We start from the raw sequence: 25,601 nt of genomic DNA, 5'->3' as shown, positions 1-25,601 counted from the left end.
TGAAGTTTTCTTCGAACCGCTTTGTCGTGACAACGGATGCGCATTATAGGGAGTCGAAAAATTCTCGCAAGTGTTTTTTTGCGTTTTTATTTTGTTCGTGTTTTTTTTAGCCAAAAAGGTGTTTATAAGTTAAATTTGGTCTGTGCATTGACTATTTCAGCAGCAATTGTACATCTACTCACGTAATATATGTATCTAAGAATTATGCTTTGAGATGAATTATGGAATTAAGTAAGCAACAAACAGCCTCACAAAAAAATCGCTCTTATATTATTGCAGAAAATCTTGGCCAGTTGATTTTAACCAGCACCTATTTACCGGATTCCATTTTACCTAGCGAATTAGAATTATCAGAACAATTCCAAGCAAGTCGAACAGCTATAAGAGAAGCTATAAAAATATTAGCAGCAAAAGGCATGGTATTAGCACGCCCCAAAATAGGCACCCGTGTTATGTCGCCTTCAAATTGGAATTTTTTAGACCAAGATCTCTTAACGTGGTGGTCTAATAGTGAAGAGCAATCTGTTGTAATGAAGCACTTTAAAATGGTTCGACTCGCAATAGAACCTCAGGCTTGTTATCTTGCTGCGATACATGCAACAAAAGAACAAAAACAATCATTACAACTATTATCTAGTGAAATGCAGCTACTCGCCAAAGAATTTGACAGAGCACATTGGGTAAAAGTTGATTATCATTTCCATCTAACTATTTACAAAGCTTGTGCCAATCCTTTTCTTATTTCTTTTGCTAATTTATTCCGTTCTATTTATCAGCGTTACTTTGATGTCATTACTAATAATGAGGTTATAGAGGTCGAAATTCATCAACAACTTGCCAATGCAATTATTCATGGTAAAAGTACAATAGCACTCGACCTTTGCTATAACTTACTAACAATTACCCAAAAGCAAGACTAACAACACAATATCCCATTGAAGCTTTCATTTATTTGTATAGGTAACTGATGTTCAAAACAGCGAAAAATATGTCTGGCCTTCCATGGATTGCGGCAATGGCCTTTTTCATGCAAGCGCTCGATGCCACCATTTTGAATACGGCTTTACCCGATATTGCAAGAAGCCTTGATCACTCACCGCTTGCAATGCAATCAGCTGTAGTCAGCTATACGCTTACTGTTGCGCTATTAATTCCTGTAAGCGGCTGGTTTGCTGACAGATTTGGTACAAGACGTATATTTATTTTAGCGGTTTCCTTATTTTCTCTTGGTTCATTACTTTGTGCCCTTTCGCCATCCTTAAATTTCTTAGTAACCTCTAGGGTTATTCAAGGTATTGGTGGGGCAATGATGATGCCAGTCGCCCGTTTAGCCTTAATAAGGGCTTACCCTCGAAGTGAGTTACTACCCATATTAAATTTTGTTACCATCCCTGGTTTAGTTGGCCCAATATTGGGGCCTCTGTTAGGCGGTATCTTAGTCACCTATGCAACTTGGCATTGGATATTTATTATTAATATTCCTATAGGTGTTTTAGGTATTTTTTATGCCCTAAAACATATGCCAGATTTTAAAATGCCAAAACGTAAATTTGATACACTCGGGTTCTTATTGTTTGGTTTTGGCTTAGTCATGCTATCTGTCAGCCTAGACTTATTTGGTGATAAATCGCTTCCTACCTCTGTTCCTGCAATTATTGTCTTAGTGGGTTTTCTCTTCTTATTTATTTATGTTCTTCACGCAAGACGAGTTAAGCATGCAATAATTCCACTAAATCTATTTAAAACGCGCACTTTTTCTATTGGGATCAGCGGTAATATCGCAACACGCTTGGGAACAGGTAGTATTCCTTTTTTAATGCCATTAATGTTGCAAGTGGGTTTTGGTTACGAAGCTGTTGTGGCAGGAATGATGATGGCGCCACTAGCAATAGGTTCAATCACTGCTAAATCTGGGGTTACTCGGATCCTGACTAAATACGGCTACCGTAATACATTATTTGTTATCACCATAATTATTGGATTAATGATCGCCCAGTTTTCCTTGCAATCACCAAGTATGTCGATTTACCTGTTAATTGCACCTTTATTCATTTTAGGAATGGTGATGTCAATACAGTTTACCGCAATGAATACTATTTGCTTGGCTGATTTAACAGACAATAATGCAAGTGCGGGAAATAGTATGTTAGCGGTGACTCAGCAACTCTCGATAAGCTTTGGTATTGCAGTCAGTGCCGCAATCTTAAACTTCTATGGTGGACAACCTAATAGCAATACGGTCGATAATTTTCACTACACTTTTATTACCGTTGGTGTCATTACGCTTATCTCGGCTTTTGTCTTCTTATTATTAAGTAAGACAGACGGTGATAATTTAATAAAAAATAAAACCAAAAAAGCGAAGAATTAATATTTTTTAACCGATTGGCGCTCAATTAGCTCAGGGGTAAGAACCAAAACACTCGCCTTTGCCTCTGGGTTATCCATACGATAAATAAGTTGGTCAACAGCCTGTTGACCTAACTTATCTTTTGGCTGATGAATTGTTGTAAGTGGTGGGATCATATAAGGCGAAAGATCGATATCATCATAACCAATGATTGAAATATCATCAGGCACTTTCAAGCCCTTTTGGTATATCGCTTGATAAGCTCCCACCGCCATCGCATCATTACCTGCAAAAATAGCCTCGGGAGGGGTAGGTAAGCTAAGCAGTTTATTCATGGACTCAAACCCACCAGCAAATTCAAAATCACTGAAAATGATATAATCATCATAAATATTAATTCCGCCATCAGTCATAGCTTGAATAAAACCTTGATGACGTGCTCTTGCTGGTGATTTATCTTGTGGCCCTGCAATACATGCAATACGAGTGAAACCTGCTTTAATAAGGTAACGAGTGGCTATTTCCCCACCAAGAAAAGAGTTATCTTGAATAATGTCTCCGTCTGACTCGAATGGAGACCAGTCCATCATAACCGTTGGCACAGCGGGGTAACGAGCCAAAACATTTTTTGATGGCCCTTGTACTTCAGTGCACATAATCAGTAACCCATCAACACGCTTTTGTAGCAACGTTTCTAAGCTATGATTCATTCGCTGAAAGTCGCCCTCTGTGTTGCACAAAATCAAACTATAACCGCGTTCGTAGCAACTACGTTCTACACCCCGTACTACCTCAGCGTAGAATGGGTTATTACTTGTTGTCAGTAACATCCCAATCGTATTCGTACGATTCATTTTTAAACTACGTGCCAGCGCAGAGGGGGCATAGTTTAACTCTTCAATCGCATTTTTAACGCGTACAGTAATGCTCTCGCTGACATAGCGATTTTGATTAATAACGTGAGAGACGGTGGATGTCGACACCCCCGCAAGGCGTGCCACATCTTTCATTGTTGCCACAAGTTAATCCTGTTGAGTCAAAAACTGGTCAATTTCTTTACGCCATGGAACAGAGGGTTGAGCTCCAGGGCGAGTCACAGCTATCGCTGCTGCCGCATGGGCAAAAATAATCGCTTCTTCGTCAGCCTTACCTTCCAGCAGTGCAGTAACGTAAGCCCCATTGAATGTATCACCTGCGGCAATAGTATCCACTGCTTTTACGCGAAATGCAGAAATTATTTTACCTTCTGCACCTTTTTCACTATACCAAACGCCTCGAGAACCGAGTGTTATCATCACTTTACTGATACCTTTTTGATGTAAGACTTCAGCCGCATCCTGAGCACCTTGATTATCATTAACCGCAATGCCTGTTAAATGTTCAGCTTCTGTTTCATTTGGTGTGATGATATCCACTAATGATAATAATGAATCAGGTAATGATTGAGCTGGCGCTGGGTTCAAAATGACTATTGTATTGTTTTTCTTCGCTATTTCAGCCGCCATTTGTACTGTTTCAATGGGAGATTCCAATTGCATCAATACCGCATCCGCTTCCACAATTTTTTGCTGATAATGTCCTAACCTTTCCTTGGTAAGTTGCGCATTTGCACCTGCATTGATACCAATCGTATTTTCCCCTTGTTGATTCACATAAATGAGGGCGACACCTGTCGTTTCACCTTCAATAGCATCAATACATTCGGTTTTAATGTTATCGAGAGATAACTGTTTTTTTATACTCGCCCCAATATCATCATCACCAACACAGGCAATAAATGTTATGTCAGCACCACTGCGACCAGCAGCAACAGCTTGGTTAGCGCCTTTTCCACCAAACGCAACTTGGTAATGATCACCCCTAACTGTTTCACCCGGTTGAGGGAAATGCTTAACATTTAATATATGATCAGCATTGATACTACCGAGAACCACCAGCTTTGCTGTACCCATAACGTTTATTTCCTTTTTTGATGACCCAATGAATTGCAAACTAAATAAACCGCCGCAGTATACCACGGCGGTTTTTATCTTATTGTTTTACCACTAATTCCAATTCAACCGGAACCGTTGAATCCACTTTTTCGCCTTTTAAGACTTTATCTGCAATCTGAACACCAACAATCCCAATTTGGTCTGGGCGCTGTGCAATGGTTGCACCTAATTTTCCGCCTTCAACGGCTTTGATACCATCATTTGTTCCATCAAAACCGACAACCAGAACATCGGTACGGCCTGCGGTTTGCAGAGCTCTTAACGCCCCTAATGCCATTTCATCGTTTTGTGCAAATACAGCTTGAACAGCTGGATGTGCCGTTAACAAGTTTTGCATTACGTTCAAGCCTTTTGTTCTATCGAAATCAGCCGGTTGGCTCGCCAGTAAATTGAATTTGTGCTCTTTCGCACCGGTGTTAAAACCTTCACCGCGCTCACGTGCGGCTGATGTGCCTGAAATGCCTTCTAATTGAATAACTTTAGACTCACTGCCTGTTTTTTGTGCAATGTAGTCAGCGGCCATCTTCCCGCCCATGCGGTTATCAGATGCGACATGGCTGACAACTTCACCTTTGTTAGCCGCTCTATCCAAAGTAATTACAGGTATATTCGCTTTATTCGCCATTAATATTGAGTTACCCACTGCATCTGAATCTGTTGGGTTAATTAACATTAATTTTGTACCGCGAACGGTTAAATCTTGTACGTTTGCTAATTCTTTGGCTGGGTTGTCTTGAGAATCTAAAACAATCAGCTCATAACCGAGTTTATCCGCTTCTTTTTGTGCGCTGTCTTTCATCGTCACAAAGAATGGGTTATTCAATGTAGAAATTACGAGTGCAATGCTATCTTTCGCCATCGCATTCACACTAACCGTTGCACTCAGTGCAACTGCAGATAATAACGTTGCTAGTTTGTTCAGTTTCATAATAATTTTCCTGTAGGGTTACTTTTTATTATCAACAAGTACAGCAAGTAAGATGACGACAGCTTTAACAATCATCTGGTAGTTTGACGAAATACCTAATAAGTTTAATCCATTGTTTAAGAAACCAAGGATAAGCGCACCAATCAATGTTCCGACGATACGCCCCTTACCACCAGCAAGGCTGGTACCACCAAGTACAACCGCAGCGATAGCATCAAGTTCATACCCATTACCTGCCATTGGCTGAGCTGATGATAAACGTGCAACTTCAATGACACTCGCCAATGCCGCTAGCAGTCCACATAAGGCATAAACCACTATTTTAATGCGGTCGACATTAATACCAGAAAGACGGGTAGCCGCTTCATTCCCACCAAGTGCGTAGATGTAACGACCAAGGCGAGTATGGTGCAACATATACCATGCCGCAGCAAAAACGATGATCATTAACCAGACTGGGGTAGGAATACCAAATGGGCGGCCAATACCAAACCAACCAAATAAGTCTGCGTTATCACTAAATCCTGTATTGATAGGACTGCCGTCTGTGTAAACTCGTGTCACACCGCGCAGTAGTAGCATCATGACTAAAGTCGCAATGAAAGCTTGGACTTTTCCTTTTGCAACAATCACTCCTGTACATGCACCGATAGCGGCACCGAGTGCTAGTGCTCCCGCAACAGCCACTAATGCGTTAACTTCAGCCCCGACCATTGAGGCTGCAACTGCTCCCGTTAAGGCTAATAAGGACCCAACAGAGAGGTCAATTCCAGACGTTAAGATAACTAATGTCATTCCAACGGCCATAATGGCATTAACGGAGGTTTGTTGTAGGATATTGAATAGGTTATTAACCGTAAAAAAATTCGGGCTTAATGTTGATACGATGGCAATCAAAACTAATAGTGCGATTAATGATTTTTGCTCCATCAGCCATGCTTTGCTGAACCAACGTTTTGATGATGCGGTAGTTGAACTCATACTGATAACTCCTGAACTGAGCCATAATTTTTACCCACGGCGGCTGCCATTAAGGCTTCCTGCGTCGCGTCTTTGGCTGAAAATTCACCACTGATATGACCTTCGTGCATCACCAAAATGCGGTCACTCATTCCTATTACTTCAGGCATTTCTGAAGAAACTAAAATGATACTCAGCCCTTCTTTTTTAAATTGGTTAATTAATTGATAGATTTCTTTTTTAGCACCAACGTCTACACCGCGAGTTGGCTCATCAAGGATCAGTACTTTTGGTCTTGTCATCAAACCGCGCGCAATGGCCACTTTTTGCTGATTACCACCAGAAAGATTGCCAATTATTTGGTCCATTGACGGGGTTTTAATATTGAATAACCGAATGAAATCGCTAACGGTTTGCTGCTCTTCCCCATGCTTGAGGCTTCCTCCCACACGACTGAAATAACGTAATGCTGTCAATGACATATTTTCTTTCACTGACATACCTAATACTAATCCATCACGTTTACGGTCTTCTGAAATATAAACAATGCCATTATTCAGCCCGTCTTGTGGTGTTTTCAGTGTTACGAGTTTGCCTTCCAGTTTTATCGTGCCCGATTTTTTTGTCGCCGCGCCGTAGATGATTTTCATCAACTCTGTACGCCCCGCGCCCATCAAGCCAGATACGCCTAAAATTTCCCCGCTCTTCAGGGTGAAGTTGGCATTTGTTACACCAGGCCCAGATACGCCTTCAAGTTGCAGCCTAATATTTCCGGTTTCTACCTCAACTCTTGGATACTGGTCTTCAAGTTTACGACCAACCATCATTTCAATGAGTTTTTCTTCTTCTAATTCACTCACGGGTTTCTCACCAATAAACTGGCCATCGCGAAACACCGTTACATCGTCGCAAATTTCAAAAATTTCTTTTAAACGATGGGAAATATAAACAATACCGCAGCCTTGAGCTTTTAAGTCTTCGATAACTCTAAATAAGGATTCTGTTTCTGTGTCGGTTAGCGCATCTGTGGGTTCATCCATAATAATGACTTGTGATTGAAAGCTCAGGACTTTAGCGATTTCCACCATTTGTTGTTCGCCGATAGAAAGCTCTGCAATAGTTTGATGGCTATCATAATCAAGGTTAAGCCGTTTAAGCAGTTTGTCAGACTCACTGAACATTTTTTTCCAGTCAATTTTGCCAAACGCATTAACATACTCTCGACCAAGAAAAATATTCTCTGCGATGGTTAATTCAGGTATTAAATTAAGTTCTTGGTGGATAATCCCTATTCCTGCTTCTTGGGAGCTTTTAGGGCCATTGAATGCAACTTCTTTACCTAAGTAGCGGATTTGACCAGCATCTTTTTTATAAATACCCGTCAGCACTTTCATCATGGTTGATTTGCCAGCCCCATTTTCCCCCACCAGCGCCATGACTTTTCCTGGGTAGACATTTAATGTTGCCCCATTAAGGGCTTTTACCCCTGGAAATGATTTATCGATCCCGATAAGTTCTAATAAAGGTTGCATAATCACCTCAGAAAGTCACACCAGAACAAAGAATAATGTTAGCGAACGGTGAACATTCTCCGGTACGGATCACCGCTTTACTGTCATGAGTCAGCTGTTTAAAACGTTCATGGGTGCAATAAATAATTTCAATCGTATTATTTTGGGTGACTTCTAACTGTTGTAAGTGAGCTAAAATAGCGTCTTCCATTTGTGGGTTAATGGTACTGATTTCCTCAGCTAGAATGGCTTTTTCGACTTGCATCTCTTGAGTAATGACACTTAAAACTGACATGAAATCGGGTAAGCCTTGAGTAATGGCTAAATCAATACGCTCCGTTCCTTGAGAAATAGGCAAACCTGCATCAGCAAGCGTTATTTGGTCCGTATGACCTAACTTGGCAATTACAGAGGTAACGTTGGCATTAAGTAAAACACCCTTTTTCATTTTTCACCGCCATTCTAGTAAGCGAAACGTTTCGCTCATGTAATCATAGTAAAGATAAGTCACAACTCAATATTGATGGTTGATATTTGTGATCAATATCGAAACGTTTCGTTCGCACTAGAAAAGCTTAAAAACAATAACTTATTGAATCACTTGTAGCTGAATCGTTTTTTCTTATTTATTGGGGCATGTCAAAGAAAAATGGAAAAATAGGTCGCAGTATGTAATAAAAGAAATTGATAGTTTTGATATCAACACCTCTATTAATAAAAGGAATGAATAATGCAGCTTGCTGAACGAATTGCCCAACTAAGCAATTACCTTGAAAGCGGTTTATATGAACGCCAGCAGGCTATTCGTTTGTGCTTATTAGCCACATTAAGCGGCGAAAGCGTATTTCTATTAGGCCCTCCGGGTATTGCCAAAAGCTTAATTGCACGAAGAATGAAATATGCTTTTCGTCATGCGAATGCTTTTGAGTACTTAATGACACGATTTTCAACACCCGAAGAAATCTTTGGCCCTCTTTCAATACAAGCGTTAAAAGATGAAGGGCGATATGAACGTTTAACTAAAGGTTATTTACCTGACGCTGAAGTCGTATTCCTTGATGAGATATGGAAAGCAGGCCCTGCCATCTTAAATACTTTATTAACCGCGGTAAATGAGCGCAAGTTCCGTAATGGTGATGAAGAAAAATCTATCCCGATGCGGTTATTAGTAACGGCATCCAATGAATTGCCTGATGCAGATAATAGCCTTGAAGCGCTATTCGACAGAATGCTAGTACGTATTTGGCTGGATAAAGTGCAAGAAAAACAAAATTTTCGCGCACTATTAACAGGAAAATCATCACTGAATGAATCTCAAATGCCGGAACATTTAAAAATCAGTGATGAAGAATACCAACAGTGGCAACAAGAAATACCCAAAATTACGCTACCCGATCACTGTTTTGAATTAATTTACCAATTACGTCAGCAACTAGATGCAACAGACAAACAGGTTTATGTTTCAGATAGGCGCTGGAAGAAAGCGGTTTATTTATTACAAGCAAGTGCTTTCTTTAATGGTCGTAATAGTGTATCTCCTCTAGATCTTGTGTTATTAAAAGATTGCCTCTGGCATGACATGCAATCTATGAATGCGTTACCACAACTATTACAGTCATTATTACAAGAAGATGGCTGGCAGCAGCGAAAGTTGACTCGAGAAATAGAGCAGATTTATCAGCAATGGATGTCATCGACCCAAGACCAAAACAACCAAGATGCATTTAAAGTCAATAAAAACAATGCGATGTTTGCTCGTAAAGCGTCATATGTATTGCCCGAAAATATCAGTGATGGTCGAATTACCCTATTTTTACATCGTCCACTGCAACTACATAATATGAAAGTGACTTTTGTAACTACTGATAAAAAATCCCTGATAACGTTCTTAAATAAAGGAACGACACTATCCGCTCACCTAAATGGGATTGGTTTTGCACAAGACATTGCCGCTGAGGTGAATAATTTAAACCAGATACAGTTATTAGATATAAGTCATCAATCATCTACTTTATATATTCAAGATAAAGCCTCATCACTCACGCCAAATACAAATAATCAAGAATGGCTAGACAAGCTAGATAAAATTCAAGGAGAAATTCAAGCCGCACGCTATCAGTTTGAAAAACAGCAGCCCAACTTATTTATTGAATCACACTGGCTTGCAGATATTGAACAAAGCTTCATGAAACTCACAGAGAAATTAAACCAATTACGTAACCAAATCACGGGTAAAGTGGCTGAATAACGATGATGAGTTTAGCCACACTAGAAATGCTGCTTTCAGTTAATGAAGGTCAATTAATCGAGGAGATAATTATCTCTTTGTTAGCAACCCCTCAATTGGCGGTCTTTTTTGAAAAACACCCTAGATTAAAAAAAGCGTTACTAAAAGATTTATCCGGTTGGAAAAAAGATCTCAAACAGCGTATGCAAGATGCGCTTGTTCCTGCTCAACTTTCAGAAGAGTTTGAACTTTATCGTCAATCTCTTGGCATATCGACAGATGCCTTTTTTATCCAATTACCAAGTGTCATAGCAAAACTTCACCAACTGGATTCTCCTTTTTACCGTGAAGCACATCAGTTACAGAGCGGGAAAATAGAAAATCGCAGTGCAAGGCAATCACTGTTTGTACAAAAATGGCGAGTCAGTTTAATTTTACAAGTGACGACTCTACATAAAGAAATGTTAGAACAAGAAAAAGAACAATTGCTGGCGGAACTACAGCGCCGATTAGCACTAAGTGGCAATTTAGAGGATATCTTAGGTGAAAATGAACGTGCTGCAGGCCGGTTGTGGGATTTAACCAAAGGTGTGAACATGACTTCCGCTTATAATGACCAATTATTAAGCCGATACAGTGAATTTTTACGTCAGCAGCCTGAATTAGAAAAAATAGCACAATTATTAGGCCGTAGCCAAACTGCACAAGCAATCCCTGATGATAGCGTGGTGCTAGAACCGATGACTATCATGGAAAAAGTGCCTGAAACTGTTCCTGAGCAAGTTAATGGCTTAAATCAAAGTGACGATATTTTACGGTTATTACCTGCAGAACTCGCTATGTTAGGTCTTGAAGATATTGAATTTGAGTTCTATCGAAAATTACTTGAAAAACAGCTTCTAACTTATCGATTACAAGGAGATAGCTGGCAAGAAAGGAAAGTTCTTCGCCCAATAACACATCACCATGATGAAGAACAACCGAGAGGTCCATTTGTTGTATGTATTGATACTTCCGGTTCGATGGGCGGTTTAAATGAACGCTGTGCAAAGGCTTTTTGCCTCGCATTAATGAAAATTGCGCTGGCGGATAACCGCTCATGTCATGTGATGTTATTTTCCACAGAAATTGTGCATTACGATTTACTTTCTATTGATGGCCTAGAGCAATGTATTCGATTTTTACATCAAACATTTAAAGGTGGGACTGATCTTGCGGCTTGTTTGCAAGAAACAGCAGTAAAATTGGAATCAAAGCAGTGGATAGATGCAGATGCCGTAGTGATTTCTGATTTTGTTGCTCAGCGTTTACCTGATGAGTTGATTCAAAAAATAAAAGCCATGCAGAAGAAAGGTAAATACCGCTTCCATGCGGTATCTGTATCAAATTATGGGAAACCCAGCATCATGAAAATCTTTGACCATATTTGGCGTTTTGATACTGGGTTAAAAAGCAGGTTGTTACGCCGCTTTAGTCGCTAATTACAGCATACCTTCAACGGATTCTTGCATTTCAGCACCCCATACACCACATTGCACTTGGCCAATGTGTTGGCGTTGGAGAAGTAGCATAACTAAGCGTGATTGGCCAATACCACCACCGATAGTTTGCGGCATTTCACCTTTCACTAATGCTTGGTGCCACTCTAATTCCATACGTTTTTCATCGTCAGTTAACTTTAATTGACGGGTCAAACACTCAGGACTTACGCGAATTCCCATTGAAGAAAGCTCAAATGCGTCCTGTAAAACAGGGTTCCACACAATGATGTCGCCGTTCAAACCACAAAAACCGTCTTCATTTTTTGTTGTCCAATCGTCGTAGTCTGGCGCACGAACATCATGTGATTCACCACTAGATAGCTTACCACCGATACCAATTAAGAATACTGCACCTAATTCTTTCGCGATTGCGCGTTCACGCCCTTTCGCATCTAAATCAGGATAGCGCTGTAACAATTCTTCACTGTGAATAAAGTGGATTTGGTCTGGCAGGAACGGTGCCAACCCAAACTCTTTACTTACGGCAGCTTCTGTTTCTTTTATTGCCTTATAGATTTTACCCACTGTCTGCTTCAGATAAGGAAGTGTACGTTCCTCATCTGCCATCACTTTTTCCCAATCCCACTGATCAACATAGACGGAGTGGATTGGGGTTAAGCGATCCTCGTCCGGACGCAACGCTTTCATATGCGTGTATAGACCTTGGCCTTTACTAAAACCGAAACGCCCTAATGTTTTACGTTTCCATTTAGCCAAAGAATGAACCACTTCAAAGGTTGCACCTGGAATTGATTTCACTTTTACTTGAACGGCTTTTTCACTGCCCGATAAGTTGTCTTGAGTACCATCCCCTAAACGGCTTAGGATTGGTCCTTGAACTTCAATTAACCCTAATTCTTTTTCAAGTAAACGTGAGAAATACGATTTCACAAAACTAATTTGTTGCTGATGTTCGATAAATGACTTGTCCATAATTTATTCCCATAATTTGTTAGCTGTGTTAGCTGATGTATAGATTAAGCAACAAAATGAGGTATAAATTCAATATCCATCATTAAAAAAAGCCTTTACTGTTTATTTTGAATAAAAAAACAGGTATAAAAATGAAGAATCGTTAAAATAGAGGTAAAATAATGCCGGAAAATTATCAAATCGATAATCTCGATCGTGACATACTTCACGAATTAATGGGAAATGCGCGCATACCGTATGCTGAATTAGCAAAAAAATTCGCTGTTAGCCCCGGAACAATTCATGTCCGAGTCGAAAAAATGAAGCAAGCAGGAATTATTAAAGGCACACGTATTGATATAAACCCAAAACAATTAGGGTTCGATGTTTGTTGCTTTATTGGCATTATTTTAAAAAGTGCAAAAGATTACCCAACCGCACTAAAAAAATTAGATGCCTTAGAAGAAGTTGTCGAGGTGTACTACACAACAGGGCAATACAGCATTTTTATTAAAGTCATGTGCCGTTCTATCGATTCTTTACAAGACGTACTTATCAACAAAATTCAGACCATTGATGAGATACAATCCACAGAAACACTGATCTCCTTACAAAACCCGATCTTACGAACAATCAACCCGTAGAAAAAAAATGATATAACCACATTATCCACAGGTAGATCCCAGCTCATTCACAGCGTACAATAGCGCCCTATTATTGTGAAAGAGAATCACCATGACAAAAGTAACCTTAATAAGTGGCAGTACAATGGGCAGTGCGGAGTATGTTGCCGAGCACATGGCTGAGATTTTAGAAGAACTCGGTCATGAAACTGAAATTCAACATGGCCCAGAGCTTGATGACTTAACACTTGAGGGCATATGGCTGGTGGTGAGCTCAACACATGGTGCAGGTGATCTGCCTGAAAATATTCAACCTCTTTTTGATTCAATAGAAGAAAGCGCTCCTGATCTAAGCGAAGTCCAATTTGGCTCTGTTGGGATCGGTAGCTCTGAATATGACACTTTCTGTGGTGCTATCCACAAAATAGATGCGTTATTAATCAAGCAAGGGGCTAAAAGGATCGGTGAATGTTTGGAAATTGATGTCCAACAACACGAAATACCGGAAGATCCCGCAGGAGAATGGGTTAAAATTTGGGCAAACGAACTCTGATTTGATTAAAAAATCAGCAACCAACTGTGGATAACTCAGGGAAGATCCCGGTATTAACCCGTAGTTATCCAGAGTATAAGTTTTTAGGCTCCCAAGGCCTGTGTATAAGTACCCATTTTGATCCCAGCTTATACGCAAATGGATCACGGATCATTCACAGTATATGATCCTTTACAGTTTTATGATCTTTAAAGTGAAAATCCACTTATCCACAGAAACCGGTGATCCTAATAAAAGATCTAATAAAGAGATCTTTAAATAAAAAGATCTTTATATTATATAAGGGGGAAACCTAAAGCTTGGTCTCTTCCTCAAACTTGAGTAGAATTCTCTCCTCAAATGCACAATCCGCATTTTCTAACGTTTAAGGTCCACACATGTTTTATCCAGAGCAATTTGACGTCATCGTAATTGGTGGTGGTCATGCCGGTACTGAAGCAGCAATGGCAGCTGCACGTATGGGGCGTCAAACCCTATTACTGACTCACAATATTGATACATTGGGCCAGATGTCTTGCAACCCAGCCATCGGTGGGATCGGTAAGGGACATCTGGTTAGAGAAATTGATGCCCTAGGTGGTCTAATGGCCATCGCTACAGACAAAGCGGGTATTCAATTTAGAACATTAAATGCCAGCAAAGGGCCAGCTGTTCGTGCAACCCGAGCTCAAGCTGACCGTGTTCTGTATCGCCAAGCTGTCAGAATGGCTTTAGAAAATCAGCCTAATTTGATGATTTTCCAACAACCCGTAGAAGACTTGCTTGTTGAAAACAATCGAGTTACAGGGGCAATTACCCGTATGGGCTTAAAATTTAAAGCCAAAGCCGTGGTATTAACCGTTGGTACTTTCCTTGATGGCAAAATTCATATTGGTTTAGAAAATTACAGTGGCGGTCGTGCAGGGGATCCCCCTTCAATTTCACTTTCTCAACGTTTGAGAGAATTGCCTTTACGTGTTAATCGTTTAAAAACAGGAACGCCACCACGTATTGATGCAAGAACTATTGATTTCAGTCAGTTAGCTCAACAGCTAGGTGATGACCCAATGCCCGTTTTTTCATTCTTAGGTTCACAAGATCAACATCCACAACAGATGCCTTGTCATATCACCTATACCAATGAAAAAACCCATGATGTGATCAGAAATAACCTAGATCGTAGCCCTATGTATGCAGGGGTTATTGAAGGGATCGGCCCACGTTATTGCCCTTCGATCGAAGATAAAGTCATGCGTTTTGCAGATAAAGACTCACATCAGATCTTTTTAGAGCCAGAAGGCTTAACGAGCAATGAAATTTATCCTAACGGGATATCCACCAGCTTACCATTTGATGTTCAAATGCAAATTGTTCATTCCATGAAAGGAATGGAAAATGCACGGATCATTCGTCCTGGTTATGCTATCGAGTATGATTTCTTTGACCCTAGAGATCTAAAACAAACGCTTGAGAGTAAATTTATTGATGGTTTATTCTTTGCTGGCCAAATTAACGGCACAACAGGTTATGAAGAAGCCGGAGCTCAAGGGCTATTAGCGGGCCTTAATGCTGCACAATATGCCTTTGGTTTAGACGGTTGGTTCCCTCGTCGTGACCAAGCTTATATCGGTGTTCTCGTTGACGACCTTTGTACTTTAGGGACAAAAGAACCTTACCGTATGTTTACTTCACGTGCGGAATACCGTTTGATGCTTCGTGAAGACAATGCCGATTTGCGACTCACTGAAAAAGGCCGAGAGTTAGGCTTAGTTGATGACGTACGTTGGGCTCACTTTAATAAAAAAGTTGAACTGATTGAAAAAGAACGTCAACGCTTAAAAGATATTTGGGTTCATCCTAAATCAGATAACCATACTGAGATAGATGGAATTTTAACCGTTCCATTATCGAAAGAAGCAAATGGGGAAGATTTACTGCGTCGTCCAGAAATGACGTATCAAATGCTAACCTCGCTTAAGCTGTTTGCCCCAGGTATTGACGATCCTCAAGCTGCAGATCAAGTGGAAATCCAAGTTAAATACGAAGGTTATATCGCTCGCCAAAAAGAAGAAATCGAAAGACAACTACGTAATGAAAATACCTTGTTGCCTGTTGACCTCGATTACAAACAAGTTAAAGGGTTGTCGAACGAAGTGATGGCGAAACTGAACGACCATAAACCAACATCTATTGGTCAAGCATCACGAATTTCAGGGATCACGCCTGCGGCAATCTCTATCTTACTTGTTTGGCTGAAGAAACAAGGCATGCTACGCCGGAGCGCTTAACATGGATTTATTATCAAAACTTAATCAATTGCTAGTAAAAACCGATATCAATTTAACGGAAAAGCAAAAACAGCAGTTAGTTGACTATGTTGGGTTATTGGCAAAATGGAACAAAGCCTATAACCTGACTTCGGTACGTGACCCACAACAGATGTTGATCCGTCATATCATGGACAGCATAGTGGTGAACGGTCAACTCAACGGAACAAAATTTATTGATGTAGGAACGGGGCCAGGCTTACCTGGCGTTCCTTTAGCTATTGTTCGGCCTGATTCCCATTTTGTTTTATTGGACAGCTTAGGGAAGCGCATACGCTTTTTAAAACAGGTTCAACATGAACTAGGGCTAACGAATATCGAACCAGTTCAATCGCGTGTTGAAGAGTACCCAGTTGAAAATGGTTTTGATGGGGTGATTAGCCGCGCATTTGCTTCACTGAACGATATGCTGAGTTGGTGCCATCATTTACCGTCATCTGGCGGTCGTTTTTATGCACTTAAAGGTGTCATTCGTGATGATGAAATGGCGCTACCAGAAGGTTTTGTGATTGAATCTATCACAGAGCTTGAAGTGCCTGAACTTGATGAACAGCGCCATTTGGTTAAAGTTTCTATAAAATAAAGTTGCTTTCTGTCAAAATATTTTGTCTTTTAGAGCGATAGTCGGTGTGTTACAAAGCACCGGCTATTCTTGTTTTTAGCTAGAGAGTAAATATTTATATTTCACGTGTTATTTACATAGAAATAACGAATAAGTTTCAAAAATAAGGTGTTGAAAGAAAAAATATAGGGAAATTGGCAATTTTGACTTAATCGATTTAGCTAGATAAATAGTTAATAGTGAAATATTTGATTTATCACTTTTAAATTTAACTTAAAAATCTACTTCTTTAATTGTTTGATTTACAGATTAAATCTATTTTTTGTTGTCAGTAAAGTTGAAAGAATAAATAAAGAGAATAAAGCTAAATGTGATATTTATCACATTAATGTGAATATATGCAGCAATTCATTAACTATTTATTAATTATTACAGCGACAATTCTGCGCCAACTCGAAAAAATTAAATATTTATTCACCTTTTCGCTACTTACTGATTGAATTCATTTCGCCTGCCCGTATAATTTGCACGTTTTTGTCTCTTGACACATTTACGCAAAGGCAGTTTTATACAACACTTAGCGTTTCTGAGGCTGAGAAGAGCTGGGAGTAAACAAAAAGTTATGTCTGTATCCCTTTATGACAACAAACACGCTGCAAAGCAGTTGTCTGTTCAGTTTATAACTTTAGTGATCCTCAGTGGGGCTTTCTGTGCAAATAGTATAGAATGGGGGGCCTCTGCTCTTGCTGGTGGGTTAGCATGCTGGTTACCAAATATCGTATTTATGCTGCTAGCACAATTTCAGAAAGCAAAAGGAGAGGATGAACCTGTCCGCATTGCCTGGTTCTTAGCATTAGGAGCAGGGCTAAAGGTTGTTACAACTATCGCTGTCTTAGTTGTTGCTTTCGGTGTGTTCAAAGCGTCATTAACACCACTGGGTTTGACCTATTTAGCGGTGCTAATTGTTCAGATTGTTGCACCAGCCGTTTTTAAACGGTAAGTATTTTTAAACTACAAAAGGGTAAGAGGCATCATGTCTGCATCAGGAGAAGTGATGACTACAGAGGATTACATAGGCCACCATCTGAGAAACCTTCAGTTGGACCTGAGTACCTTTAAGTTGGTCGATCCCCACGCTAGTCCAACATTTTGGACGTTGAACATTGACTCGCTTTTTTTCTCGGTAGTTCTCGGGGCTCTGTTCCTGTGGCTATTTAGAAGAGTTGCAGTTAATGCGACTAGTGGCGTACCCGGTAAGTTACAGACTGCAATAGAACTGATCATTGGTTTCGTTGATAACTCAGTCCGTGATATGTATCACGGCAAGAGCAAAGTTATTGCTCCTTTAGCATTAACGGTGTTCGTCTGGGTATTCTTAATGAACCTAATGGATTTACTCCCAATTGATTTCCTTCCGTATATTGCTGAGCATTATCTCGGGTTACCTGCATTACGTGCAGTGCCAACCGCAGATGTTAGTGTCACATTATCGATGGCTATTGGTGTGTTTATCCTAATCCTCTTCTACAGCATCAAAATGAAAGGAATTGGCGGATTTACAAAAGAGCTCACAATGCAGCCTTTTAACCATCCTGTTTTCATTCCAGTCAACTTGATTCTTGAAGGGGTAAGCCTGCTGTCAAAACCTGTATCACTCGGTCTGCGACTGTTTGGTAACATGTATGCAGGTGAATTGATCTTTATTCTTATCGCGGCTCTGCTACCGTGGTGGTCACAGTGGTTGTTAAGCCTACCTTGGGCTATCTTCCACATACTGATTATTACGCTACAAGCCTTTATTTTTATGGTTCTGACGGTTGTCTATCTGTCGATGGCATCTGAAGAACACTAATTTAATTTTATCAATAATTGTATTAACTGAAACAAACTGGAGACTGTCATGGAAAACCTGAGTATGGATCTGCTGTACATGGCTGCCGCTGTGATGATGGGCTTAGCGGCGATCGGTGCTGCGATCGGTATCGGCATCCTAGGTGGTAAATTTTTAGAAGGTGCTGCTCGTCAGCCAGATTTAATTCCTCTGCTGCGTACACAGTTCTTTATCGTAATGGGTCTGGTCGATGCTATTCCGATGATTGCTGTTGGTCTGGGCTTGTATGTAATGTTCGCTGTTGCCTAATTAACGTTACGGAACACTGTAAGAACATTAATTCACTAATGAATATGAGGTATTGTCTGTGAATCTAAATGCAACAATCCTCGGCCAGGCTATCGCGTTTGTCCTGTTTGTTTGGTTCTGTATGAAGTATGTATGGCCACCGATTATGGCGGCCATTGAAAAACGTCAAAAAGAAATTGCTGACGGTTTATCTTCCGCAGAACGTGCTAAAAAGAACCTGGAACTGGCGCAAACCGACGCAACCGACCGACTGAAAAAAGCGAAAGCTGAAGCTCAAGTCATCATTGAACAAGCGAATAAACAACGCGTTCAAATGATTGATGAAGCAAAAGCAGAAGCGGAAGCAGAACGTGCAAAAATCGTCGCACAAGCGCAAGCTGAAATTGATGCTGAGCGTAAACGTGCACGTGAAGAGTTACGTAAACAGGTTGCGATGCTTGCTATCGCAGGTGCCGAGAAGATCATCGAACGTTCCGTGGATGAAGCTGCTAACAGCGACATCGTTGATAAACTAGTCGCTGAACTGTAAGGAGGGAGGGGCATGTCTGAAATTGCTACTGTAGCTCGCCCCTACGCCAAAGCAGCTTTTGACTTTGCTGTGGAAAACCAAGCTGTTGCTAAATGGCAGGAAATGCTAGCCTTCACCGCTGAGGTGACGCGCAATGAACAGGTTGGGGAGCTGCTTTCTGGTTCTATTGCACCAGAAACATTAGCTAAAACGTTTATCTCTGTTTGTGGAGATGAAATTGACGAGCATGTTCAGAATCTGATTCGTGTTATGGCAGATAACGGGCGTTTAACGACGCTGCCAGAAGTGTTGACGCAGTTTATCCAATTGCGCGACTCTCTGGAATCAACCATTGAAGTTGATGTGATTTCTGCTAACGAACTGAGTGAACAGCAGTCAGCTAAAATTTCTGCAGCGATGGAAAAACGTCTGTCACGCAAAGTTAAGCTGAATTGCAAAATTGATAAGTCTGTTATTGCTGGAGTGATCATTCGTGCTGGAGACCTCGTTATTGACGGGAGTATCCGCGGTCGCTTAGAGCGTTTAACTGACGTCTTGCAGTCTTAAGGGGACTGGAGCATATGCAACTGAATTCCACCGAAATCAGCGAACTGATCAAACAGCGTATTGCTCAGTTCGATGTTGTGAGTGAAGCTCACAATGAAGGTACGATTGTATCCGTTAATGACGGTATTATTCGTATTCACGGTTTAGCCGAAGTCATGCAGGGTGAAATGATCGCGCTGCCTGGCAACCGTTACGCTATCGCACTGAACTTAGAGCGTGACTCTGTTGGTGCGGTCGTTATGGGTCCTTATGCCGACTTGGCAGAAGGCATGAAAGTTAAATGTACTGGTCGTATTCTTGAAGTTCCAGTAGGCCGTGGCCTGCTAGGACGTGTTGTGAATACACTGGGTCAACCAATTGATGGTAAAGGTCCTGTTGATAACGATGGCTTCTCTCCTGTAGAAGTTATTGCGCCAGGTGTTATCGACCGTCAATCCGTTGATCAACCAGTTCAAACTGGTTATAAATCAGTCGATGCCATGATCCCAATCGGTCGTGGTCAGCGTGAGCTTGTTATCGGTGACCGTCAAACAGGTAAAACTGCTTTGGCTATCGATGCAATCATCAACCAACGCGACTCAGGCATCAAATGTGTGTACGTGGCTATCGGCCAGAAAGCATCTACCGTTTCTAACGTAGTTCGTAAACTGGAAGAGCACGGCGCACTGCAAAACACTATCGTTGTTGTTGCTACAGCATCTGAATCAGCTGCTCTGCAATACTTAGCGCCATATGCTGGTTGCGCGATGGGTGAATATTTCCGTGACCGCGGTGAAGATGCTCTGATCGTATACGATGACCTGTCTAAACAGGCTGTTGCATACCGTCAAATCTCACTGTTGCTGCGTCGTCCACCAGGACGTGAAGCTTACCCAGGTGACGTTTTCTATCTGCACTCACGTTTACTTGAGCGTGCTGCTCGCGTTAACGCTGAATACGTAGAAAACTTTACTAAAGGCGAAGTTAAAGGCAAAACAGGTTCATTGACAGCTCTGCCTATCATTGAAACCCAAGCTGGTGACGTTTCTGCATTCGTACCAACAAACGTAATTTCGATTACAGATGGTCAGATCTTCCTGGAATCTAACCTGTTTAACTCTGGTATTCGTCCAGCGGTTAACCCAGGTATTTCAGTATCTCGTGTTGGTGGTGCTGCTCAGACTAAAATTATCAAGAAACTGTCTGGTGGTATCCGTACCGCACTTGCTCAGTATCGTGAACTGGCAGCGTTTGCTCAGTTTGCTTCCGACCTCGATGACGCGACTCGTAAACAGTTAAGTCATGGTCAGAAAGTAACTGAACTGCTGAAACAGAAACAGTACGCACCAATGTCAGTAGCAGAGCAGGCACTGTCTCTGTTCGCGGCAGAACGTGGGTTCTTGGATGATGTTGAGTTAGCGAAAATTGGTGCGTTTGAAGCTGCTTTAGTTTCTTTTGCACAGCGCGAGCATGCTGACCTTATGAACGAAATTGGCCCGGCTGGTAGCTATAACGATGATATCGAAGGCAAGTTGAAAAAACTGCTCGAATCATTTAAAGCAACTCAGTCCTGGTAATACTATTCGGCCCAGTTCCTAGGGCCGTCTGGTTAATAAGGAGAAGCAGAAATGGCCGGCGCAAAAGAGATACGTTCCAAGATCGGAAGTGTACAAAATACACAAAAGATCACTAAAGCGATGGAAATGGTCGCTGCGTCCAAAATGCGTAAAACGCAGGAACGCATGGCGGCCAGCCGTCCTTATGCAGAAACCATGCGCAGTGTGATTGGTCACCTAGCGTTAGGTAATCTGGAATATAAACATCCATATCTCGAAGAGCGTGAAGTTAAGCGTGTCGGGTATCTGGTTGTTTCAACAGACCGCGGTCTGTGTGGTGGCTTGAACATTAACCTGTTCAAAAAACTATTAGCAGATATGAAGTCATGGTCTGAGAAAAACGTTCAGGTTGATTTGGCTTTAATCGGTTCTAAAGCGGTATCATTCTTCGGTTCTGTGGGCGGCAATGTCGTGACACAAGTTACCGGAATGGGGGATAACCCAACGCTTTCGGACTTGATTGGTCCAGTTAACACAATGCTACAAGCCTATGATGAAGGGCGTTTGGATAAACTGTATGTGGTGACGAATAAGTTCATCAATACAATGTCTCAGGAGCCAACTATTCTTCAATTGTTACCATTGCCTGCAAGCAATGATGAAACACTGAAGAAGAAGTCTTGGGATTACATTTACGAACCCGATCCTAAGGCGTTGCTGGATACCCTGCTACGTCGTTATATCGAGTCGCAGGTTTATCAGGGCGTCGTTGAAAACCTGGCTAGTGAGCAGGCCGCACGAATGGTAGCGATGAAAGCCGCTACTGATAATGGTGGAAACCTGATCAAAGAGTTGCAGTTGGTTTACAACAAAGCTCGTCAGGCCAGCATTACTCAGGAGCTTACCGAAATTGTTTCGGGTGCTTCCGCGGTTTAACAGCTAGGTTTACGAATTACGTAGAGGATTCAAGATGGCTACTGGAAAGATTATCCAGGTAATCGGCGCCGTTGTGGACGTCGAGTTCCCTCAAGATGACGTACCAAAAGTGTACGACGCTCTTGAGGTTGTTAACGGTAAAGAAAAACTGGTGCTGGAAGTTCAGCAACAGTTAGGCGGTGGTGTTGTCCGTTGTATCGCAATGGGTACATCAGATGGCCTGAGCCGTGGTTTAGAAGTTGTAAACTTAGAGCACCCAATTGAAGTACCAGTAGGTAAAGCAACTTTAGGACGTATCATGAACGTTCTGGGTCAACCTATTGATATGAAAGGTGATATCGGCGAAGAAGAGCGCTGGTCAATTCACCGTGCTGCACCTAGCTATGAAGAATTAGCTAACTCAACAGAACTGCTGGAAACCGGTATCAAAGTAATGGACTTAATCTGTCCATTCGCGAAAGGTGGTAAAGTTGGTCTGTTCGGCGGTGCGGGTGTTGGTAAAACAGTAAACATGATGGAACTGATCCGTAACATCGCGATTGAGCACTCAGGTTACTCAGTATTCGCAGGTGTTGGTGAGCGTACTCGTGAAGGGAACGACTTCTATCATGAAATGACCGACTCAAACGTTCTGGATAAAGTATCACTGGTTTATGGCCAGATGAATGAGCCACCAGGAAACCGTCTGCGCGTTGCGTTGACTGGTCTGACTATGGCTGAAAAATTCCGTGACGAAGGTCGTGACGTACTGCTGTTCGTTGACAACATCTATCGTTATACACTGGCAGGTACTGAAGTATCAGCACTGTTAGGTCGTATGCCTTCAGCGGTAGGTTATCAGCCAACGCTGGCGGAAGAGATGGGTGTTCTGCAAGAACGTATTACCTCAACTCAAACGGGTTCTATCACTTCCGTTCAAGCGGTTTACGTTCCTGCGGATGACTTAACTGACCCATCACCAGCAACTACCTTTGCTCACTTAGACGCAACAGTTGTTCTGAGCCGTCAAATCGCATCACTGGGTATTTACCCTGCGGTTGACCCTCTGGATTCTACTAGCCGTCAGCTTGACCCACTGGTTGTTGGTCAAGAGCACTATGATGTTGCTCGTGGCGTTCAGTCTATTCTGCAACGTTACCAAGAACTGAAAGATATCATTGCAATTCTGGGTATGGATGAACTGTCTGAAGAAGACAAACTGGTTGTTGCTCGTGCTCGTAAGATCCAGCGCTTCCTGTCTCAACCATTCTTCGTTGCTGAAGTATTTACCGGTTCACCAGGTAAGTTCGTTTCTCTGAAAGACACTATCCGTGGCTTCAGTGGGATCCTGAACGGTGATTACGACCACCTGCCAGAACAAGCGTTCTATATGGTTGGTACCATTGAAGAAGCTGTGGAAAAAGCGAAAAAGCTTTAATCCAGCTGACAGGAGGTTGATATGGTAGCTGCAATGACATACCACCTGACTGTAGTGAGTGCTGAAAAACAAATGTTTGAAGGCATGGTACAGAAAATTCAGGTGACAGGTAGTGAAGGTGAGCTGGGGATTTACCCGCAGCATACCCCGCTGCTGACTGCCATAAAACCGGGCATGGTACGTATTACCAAACAGTTTGGTGAAGAAGAGCTAATTTACCTCTCCGGCGGTATTTTAGAAGTACAACCAAATGGTGTTATCGTACTCGCTGATACAGCGATCCGTGGTAAAGATTTAGACGAAGCTCGTGCAGTGGAATCTAAACGCAAAGCGGAAGAACACGTCCGTAAAGCTCACGGCGATGTTGATTATGCTCAGGCATCAGCAGAACTTGCAAAAGCAATAGCGAAACTTCGAGTCATCGAGTTAACTAAAAAGCTAATGTAATGATAGCGGTATAGTAAAAAAAGCCAGTTGGTTAAGTCTAACTGGCTTTTTTATTTGAGCGAAATATGTAGTAATTTATAAAGGAAATAGGTTTACTTTCATCCCTAAGTTGGAGTTTCAGGAAAAATGACTGTGCAAAGAAAAAGTGTCGTGATTTTAGCTGCCGGTAAAGGCACACGGATGTATTCAGAGCTACCTAAAGTTTTGCATTTGCTTGCAGGCAAACCAATGGTTCAGCATGTTATAGATACAGCAAAATCCATTGGTGCATCAGATATTCATCTGGTATACGGACATGGCGGTGATTTACTGAAAGAAAAACTGGGTGAGCAAAACCTCAATTGGGTATTACAGGCCGAACAGCTCGGCACTGGCCATGCGATGCAACAAGCAGCGCCAAGCTTCCAAGACGATGAAAATATTGTCATGCTATATGGCGATGTACCGTTAATTGCTAAAGATACCCTAGATCGCTTAATTGACGTGAAGCCAGAAGGTGGTATTGGCTTGCTGACGGTTATTTTAGATAACCCAACAGGGTATGGCCGCATCATTCGTGAAAATAATGAAGTTGTCGGTATTATCGAGCAAAAAGATGCGACTGAAGAGCAACGTAAAATCCAAGAGATTAACACTGGGATTATGGTTGCCAGTGGTAAAGATTTCAAACGTTGGTTGGCACAGCTGAACAACGATAACGCGCAAGGCGAATATTATATTACTGATATTATTGCATTAGCACATAAAGAAGGTAATAAAATTGCAACCGTTCATCCTAAACATTTAAGTGAGATGGAAGGGGTGAATAACCGCCTACAGCTGGCTGCGTTAGAAAGAGTTTATCAGAAAGAACAAGCGGAAAAACTGTTATTAGCCGGTGTGATGTTGATTGACCCTGCACGTTTTGACCTGCGCGGAAATCTAACTCATGGTCGCGATATTATTATTGATACTAACGTGATTATCGAAGGTAACGTTACATTAGGGAATAACGTACATATTCAATCTGGCTGTATTTTGAAAGACTGTGTAATCGGTGATAACTCAGTGATTAGCCCGTATTCAGTCATAGAAAACTCTGAATTATCAGCTGAATGTACGGTTGGTCCTTTTGCGCGTTTACGTCCAGGTGCTAAATTAGCAGCCAAAGCACACGTCGGTAATTTCGTCGAAATGAAAAATGCCTCTTTAGGTTTAGGTTCTAAAGCGGGTCATTTAAGTTACCTAGGCGATGCTCAAATCGGTGATAACGTCAATATTGGCGCAGGTACCATCACTTGTAATTATGATGGCGCCAATAAACACAAAACCGTTATTGGTGATGATGTATTTGTAGGCTCAGACACTCAATTAGTTGCTCCTGTTTCTGTAGCAAAAGGTGCAACAATTGGCGCTGGTACGACGGTAACTCGTGATGTGAATGAAGACGAACTCGTTGTCAGCCGTGTAAAGCAAATGCATATTAAAAACTGGCAACGTCCAGTTAAGAAAAAATAAGTAAATATTGAGGAGAGGTAGCGTTATCTCTCCTATGATAAAAAAGCTATTTAAATAGCGAAAATTAAAATAGTTACCTAAGGTAGC

General features: G+C 41.5%; 25 protein-coding genes. 18 read left to right on the top strand and 7 right to left on the bottom strand.

Going from position 1 to position 25,601, the window contains the following annotated elements:
• Positions 1–221: 221 nt before the first annotated feature.
• Together ACU696_RS02885 and mdtD are read left to right on the top strand one after the other, a co-directional pair.
• Positions 222–920, top strand: a complete 699-nt coding sequence (locus ACU696_RS02885) for a FadR/GntR family transcriptional regulator (protein WP_209102449.1) — start codon at positions 222–224, stop codon at positions 918–920.
• 47 nt (positions 921–967) lie between these two features.
• Positions 968–2,371: a multidrug transporter subunit MdtD gene (gene mdtD, locus ACU696_RS02880; RefSeq protein ID WP_109912558.1), complete on the top strand. Its 1,404-nt coding sequence runs from the start codon at positions 968–970 to the stop codon at positions 2,369–2,371.
• On the opposite strand, the gene rbsR is transcribed toward mdtD, so the two are convergent.
• The 6 genes from rbsR to rbsD form a co-directional block, all read right to left on the bottom strand.
• The gene (gene rbsR / locus ACU696_RS02875) at positions 2,368–3,369 is read right to left on the bottom strand and encodes a ribose operon transcriptional repressor RbsR (RefSeq protein ID WP_369128013.1); all 1,002 of its coding nucleotides are present in this window, start codon (positions 3,367–3,369) and stop codon (positions 2,368–2,370) included. The genes mdtD and rbsR overlap by 4 nt on opposite strands.
• A 3-nt stretch (positions 3,370–3,372) precedes the next feature.
• Positions 3,373–4,302: a ribokinase gene (gene rbsK, locus ACU696_RS02870; RefSeq protein ID WP_209102451.1), complete on the bottom strand. Its 930-nt coding sequence runs from the start codon at positions 4,300–4,302 to the stop codon at positions 3,373–3,375.
• 79 nt (positions 4,303–4,381) lie between these two features.
• Positions 4,382–5,272 (bottom strand): ribose ABC transporter substrate-binding protein RbsB, encoded by an 891-nt coding sequence (gene rbsB, locus ACU696_RS02865; protein WP_209102453.1) that lies wholly within the window; start codon positions 5,270–5,272, stop codon positions 4,382–4,384.
• Between the two features lie 18 nt (positions 5,273–5,290).
• Positions 5,291–6,253 (bottom strand): ribose ABC transporter permease, encoded by a 963-nt coding sequence (rbsC, locus tag ACU696_RS02860; protein WP_004906340.1) that lies wholly within the window; start codon positions 6,251–6,253, stop codon positions 5,291–5,293.
• A complete protein-coding gene (gene rbsA / locus ACU696_RS02855) occupies positions 6,250–7,764 on the bottom strand; it encodes a ribose ABC transporter ATP-binding protein RbsA (RefSeq protein ID WP_198642088.1) in 1,515 nt (504 codons plus the stop codon). Before rbsA ends, rbsC begins: the two co-directional genes overlap by 4 nt.
• A gap of 7 nt (positions 7,765–7,771) precedes the next feature.
• Positions 7,772–8,191 carry a D-ribose pyranase gene (gene rbsD, locus ACU696_RS02850; protein WP_115166310.1) on the bottom strand — a complete coding sequence of 140 codons (420 nt, stop codon included), beginning with the start codon at positions 8,189–8,191 and terminating at the stop codon, positions 7,772–7,774.
• 282 nt (positions 8,192–8,473) lie between these two features.
• On the opposite strand from rbsD, the gene ravA reads away from it, so the two are divergent.
• Together ravA and viaA are read left to right on the top strand one after the other, a co-directional pair.
• Complete coding sequence (gene ravA / locus ACU696_RS02845) at positions 8,474–9,991, top strand: ATPase RavA (RefSeq protein ID WP_198642089.1); 1,518 nt, start codon at positions 8,474–8,476, stop codon at positions 9,989–9,991.
• Between the two features lie 2 nt (positions 9,992–9,993).
• Positions 9,994–11,451: an ATPase RavA stimulator ViaA gene (gene viaA / locus ACU696_RS02840; RefSeq protein WP_115166308.1), complete on the top strand. Its 1,458-nt coding sequence runs from the start codon at positions 9,994–9,996 to the stop codon at positions 11,449–11,451.
• On the opposite strand, the gene asnA is transcribed toward viaA, so the two are convergent.
• Positions 11,452–12,444 carry an aspartate--ammonia ligase gene (gene asnA / locus ACU696_RS02835; RefSeq protein WP_004906722.1) on the bottom strand — a complete coding sequence of 331 codons (993 nt, stop codon included), beginning with the start codon at positions 12,442–12,444 and terminating at the stop codon, positions 11,452–11,454.
• A 161-nt stretch (positions 12,445–12,605) separates the two neighbouring features.
• On the opposite strand from asnA, the gene asnC reads away from it, so the two are divergent.
• The 14 genes from asnC to glmU all read left to right on the top strand — a co-directional run bounded on the left by asnC (position 12,606) and on the right by glmU (position 25,514).
• On the top strand, positions 12,606–13,067 hold the full coding sequence (gene asnC / locus ACU696_RS02830) for a transcriptional regulator AsnC (protein WP_004906728.1): 462 nt from the start codon (positions 12,606–12,608) through the stop codon (positions 13,065–13,067).
• Positions 13,068–13,158: 91 nt separating this feature from the next.
• Complete coding sequence (gene mioC / locus ACU696_RS02825; RefSeq protein ID WP_109912554.1) at positions 13,159–13,599, top strand: FMN-binding protein MioC; 441 nt, start codon at positions 13,159–13,161, stop codon at positions 13,597–13,599.
• 377 nt (positions 13,600–13,976) lie between these two features.
• The gene (mnmG, locus tag ACU696_RS02820) at positions 13,977–15,866 is read left to right on the top strand and encodes a tRNA uridine-5-carboxymethylaminomethyl(34) synthesis enzyme MnmG (RefSeq protein ID WP_209102455.1); all 1,890 of its coding nucleotides are present in this window, start codon (positions 13,977–13,979) and stop codon (positions 15,864–15,866) included.
• A gap of 1 nt (position 15,867) precedes the next feature.
• A complete protein-coding gene (gene rsmG, locus ACU696_RS02815; RefSeq protein WP_209102457.1) occupies positions 15,868–16,488 on the top strand; it encodes a 16S rRNA (guanine(527)-N(7))-methyltransferase RsmG in 621 nt (206 codons plus the stop codon).
• Positions 16,489–17,089: 601 nt separating this feature from the next.
• A complete protein-coding gene (atpI, locus tag ACU696_RS02810) occupies positions 17,090–17,467 on the top strand; it encodes a F0F1 ATP synthase subunit I (protein WP_004906317.1) in 378 nt (125 codons plus the stop codon).
• A 33-nt stretch (positions 17,468–17,500) separates the two neighbouring features.
• The gene (atpB, locus tag ACU696_RS02805) at positions 17,501–18,319 is read left to right on the top strand and encodes a F0F1 ATP synthase subunit A (RefSeq protein WP_004906738.1); all 819 of its coding nucleotides are present in this window, start codon (positions 17,501–17,503) and stop codon (positions 18,317–18,319) included.
• 48 nt (positions 18,320–18,367) lie between these two features.
• On the top strand, positions 18,368–18,607 hold the full coding sequence (gene atpE, locus ACU696_RS02800; RefSeq protein ID WP_004093904.1) for a F0F1 ATP synthase subunit C: 240 nt from the start codon (positions 18,368–18,370) through the stop codon (positions 18,605–18,607).
• A gap of 58 nt (positions 18,608–18,665) precedes the next feature.
• A complete protein-coding gene (atpF, locus tag ACU696_RS02795; protein ID WP_004906301.1) occupies positions 18,666–19,136 on the top strand; it encodes a F0F1 ATP synthase subunit B in 471 nt (156 codons plus the stop codon).
• Between the two features lie 12 nt (positions 19,137–19,148).
• Positions 19,149–19,682 carry a F0F1 ATP synthase subunit delta gene (gene atpH, locus ACU696_RS02790; protein WP_004906300.1) on the top strand — a complete coding sequence of 178 codons (534 nt, stop codon included), beginning with the start codon at positions 19,149–19,151 and terminating at the stop codon, positions 19,680–19,682.
• A 14-nt stretch (positions 19,683–19,696) separates the two neighbouring features.
• A complete protein-coding gene (gene atpA, locus ACU696_RS02785; RefSeq protein WP_004906297.1) occupies positions 19,697–21,238 on the top strand; it encodes a F0F1 ATP synthase subunit alpha in 1,542 nt (513 codons plus the stop codon).
• Between the two features lie 51 nt (positions 21,239–21,289).
• A complete protein-coding gene (gene atpG / locus ACU696_RS02780; protein WP_004906741.1) occupies positions 21,290–22,153 on the top strand; it encodes a F0F1 ATP synthase subunit gamma in 864 nt (287 codons plus the stop codon).
• Between the two features lie 34 nt (positions 22,154–22,187).
• Positions 22,188–23,570, top strand: a complete 1,383-nt coding sequence (gene atpD, locus ACU696_RS02775; RefSeq protein WP_004906293.1) for a F0F1 ATP synthase subunit beta — start codon at positions 22,188–22,190, stop codon at positions 23,568–23,570.
• A gap of 21 nt (positions 23,571–23,591) precedes the next feature.
• The gene (locus ACU696_RS02770) at positions 23,592–24,017 is read left to right on the top strand and encodes a F0F1 ATP synthase subunit epsilon (RefSeq protein ID WP_004906291.1); all 426 of its coding nucleotides are present in this window, start codon (positions 23,592–23,594) and stop codon (positions 24,015–24,017) included.
• A 126-nt stretch (positions 24,018–24,143) separates the two neighbouring features.
• Positions 24,144–25,514, top strand: a complete 1,371-nt coding sequence (glmU, locus tag ACU696_RS02765) for a bifunctional UDP-N-acetylglucosamine diphosphorylase/glucosamine-1-phosphate N-acetyltransferase GlmU (protein ID WP_115166306.1) — start codon at positions 24,144–24,146, stop codon at positions 25,512–25,514.
• Positions 25,515–25,601: the final 87 nt, after the last annotated feature.

The organism is Providencia sp. PROV_01 (assembly GCF_053098325.1).
This window is presented reverse-complemented; position numbering and strand designations above follow the sequence as displayed.

Bases quoted from the DNA above. Each gene is read 5' to 3' on its own strand.
- ACU696_RS02885 (WP_209102449.1), top strand. From the start codon at position 222: ATGGAATTAAGTAAGCAACAAACAGCCTCACAAAAAAATCGCTCTTAT.
- mdtD (WP_109912558.1), top strand. From the start codon at position 968: ATGTTCAAAACAGCGAAAAATATGTCTGGCCTTCCATGGATTGCGGCA.
- rbsK (WP_209102451.1), bottom strand. From the start codon at position 4,302: ATGGGTACAGCAAAGCTGGTGGTTCTCGGTAGTATCAATGCTGATCAT.
- rbsB (WP_209102453.1), bottom strand. From the start codon at position 5,272: ATGAAACTGAACAAACTAGCAACGTTATTATCTGCAGTTGCACTGAGT.
- rbsC (WP_004906340.1), bottom strand. From the start codon at position 6,253: ATGAGTTCAACTACCGCATCATCAAAACGTTGGTTCAGCAAAGCATGG.
- rbsA (WP_198642088.1), bottom strand. From the start codon at position 7,764: ATGCAACCTTTATTAGAACTTATCGGGATCGATAAATCATTTCCAGGG.
- rbsD (WP_115166310.1), bottom strand. From the start codon at position 8,191: ATGAAAAAGGGTGTTTTACTTAATGCCAACGTTACCTCTGTAATTGCC.
- ravA (WP_198642089.1), top strand. From the start codon at position 8,474: ATGCAGCTTGCTGAACGAATTGCCCAACTAAGCAATTACCTTGAAAGC.
- viaA (WP_115166308.1), top strand. From the start codon at position 9,994: ATGATGAGTTTAGCCACACTAGAAATGCTGCTTTCAGTTAATGAAGGT.
- asnA (WP_004906722.1), bottom strand. From the start codon at position 12,444: ATGGACAAGTCATTTATCGAACATCAGCAACAAATTAGTTTTGTGAAA.
- asnC (WP_004906728.1), top strand. From the start codon at position 12,606: ATGCCGGAAAATTATCAAATCGATAATCTCGATCGTGACATACTTCAC.
- mioC (WP_109912554.1), top strand. From the start codon at position 13,159: ATGACAAAAGTAACCTTAATAAGTGGCAGTACAATGGGCAGTGCGGAG.
- mnmG (WP_209102455.1), top strand. From the start codon at position 13,977: ATGTTTTATCCAGAGCAATTTGACGTCATCGTAATTGGTGGTGGTCAT.
- rsmG (WP_209102457.1), top strand. From the start codon at position 15,868: ATGGATTTATTATCAAAACTTAATCAATTGCTAGTAAAAACCGATATC.
- atpI (WP_004906317.1), top strand. From the start codon at position 17,090: ATGTCTGTATCCCTTTATGACAACAAACACGCTGCAAAGCAGTTGTCT.
- atpB (WP_004906738.1), top strand. From the start codon at position 17,501: ATGTCTGCATCAGGAGAAGTGATGACTACAGAGGATTACATAGGCCAC.
- atpE (WP_004093904.1), top strand. From the start codon at position 18,368: ATGGAAAACCTGAGTATGGATCTGCTGTACATGGCTGCCGCTGTGATG.
- atpH (WP_004906300.1), top strand. From the start codon at position 19,149: ATGTCTGAAATTGCTACTGTAGCTCGCCCCTACGCCAAAGCAGCTTTT.
- atpA (WP_004906297.1), top strand. From the start codon at position 19,697: ATGCAACTGAATTCCACCGAAATCAGCGAACTGATCAAACAGCGTATT.
- atpG (WP_004906741.1), top strand. From the start codon at position 21,290: ATGGCCGGCGCAAAAGAGATACGTTCCAAGATCGGAAGTGTACAAAAT.
- atpD (WP_004906293.1), top strand. From the start codon at position 22,188: ATGGCTACTGGAAAGATTATCCAGGTAATCGGCGCCGTTGTGGACGTC.
- ACU696_RS02770 (WP_004906291.1), top strand. From the start codon at position 23,592: ATGGTAGCTGCAATGACATACCACCTGACTGTAGTGAGTGCTGAAAAA.
- glmU (WP_115166306.1), top strand. From the start codon at position 24,144: ATGACTGTGCAAAGAAAAAGTGTCGTGATTTTAGCTGCCGGTAAAGGC.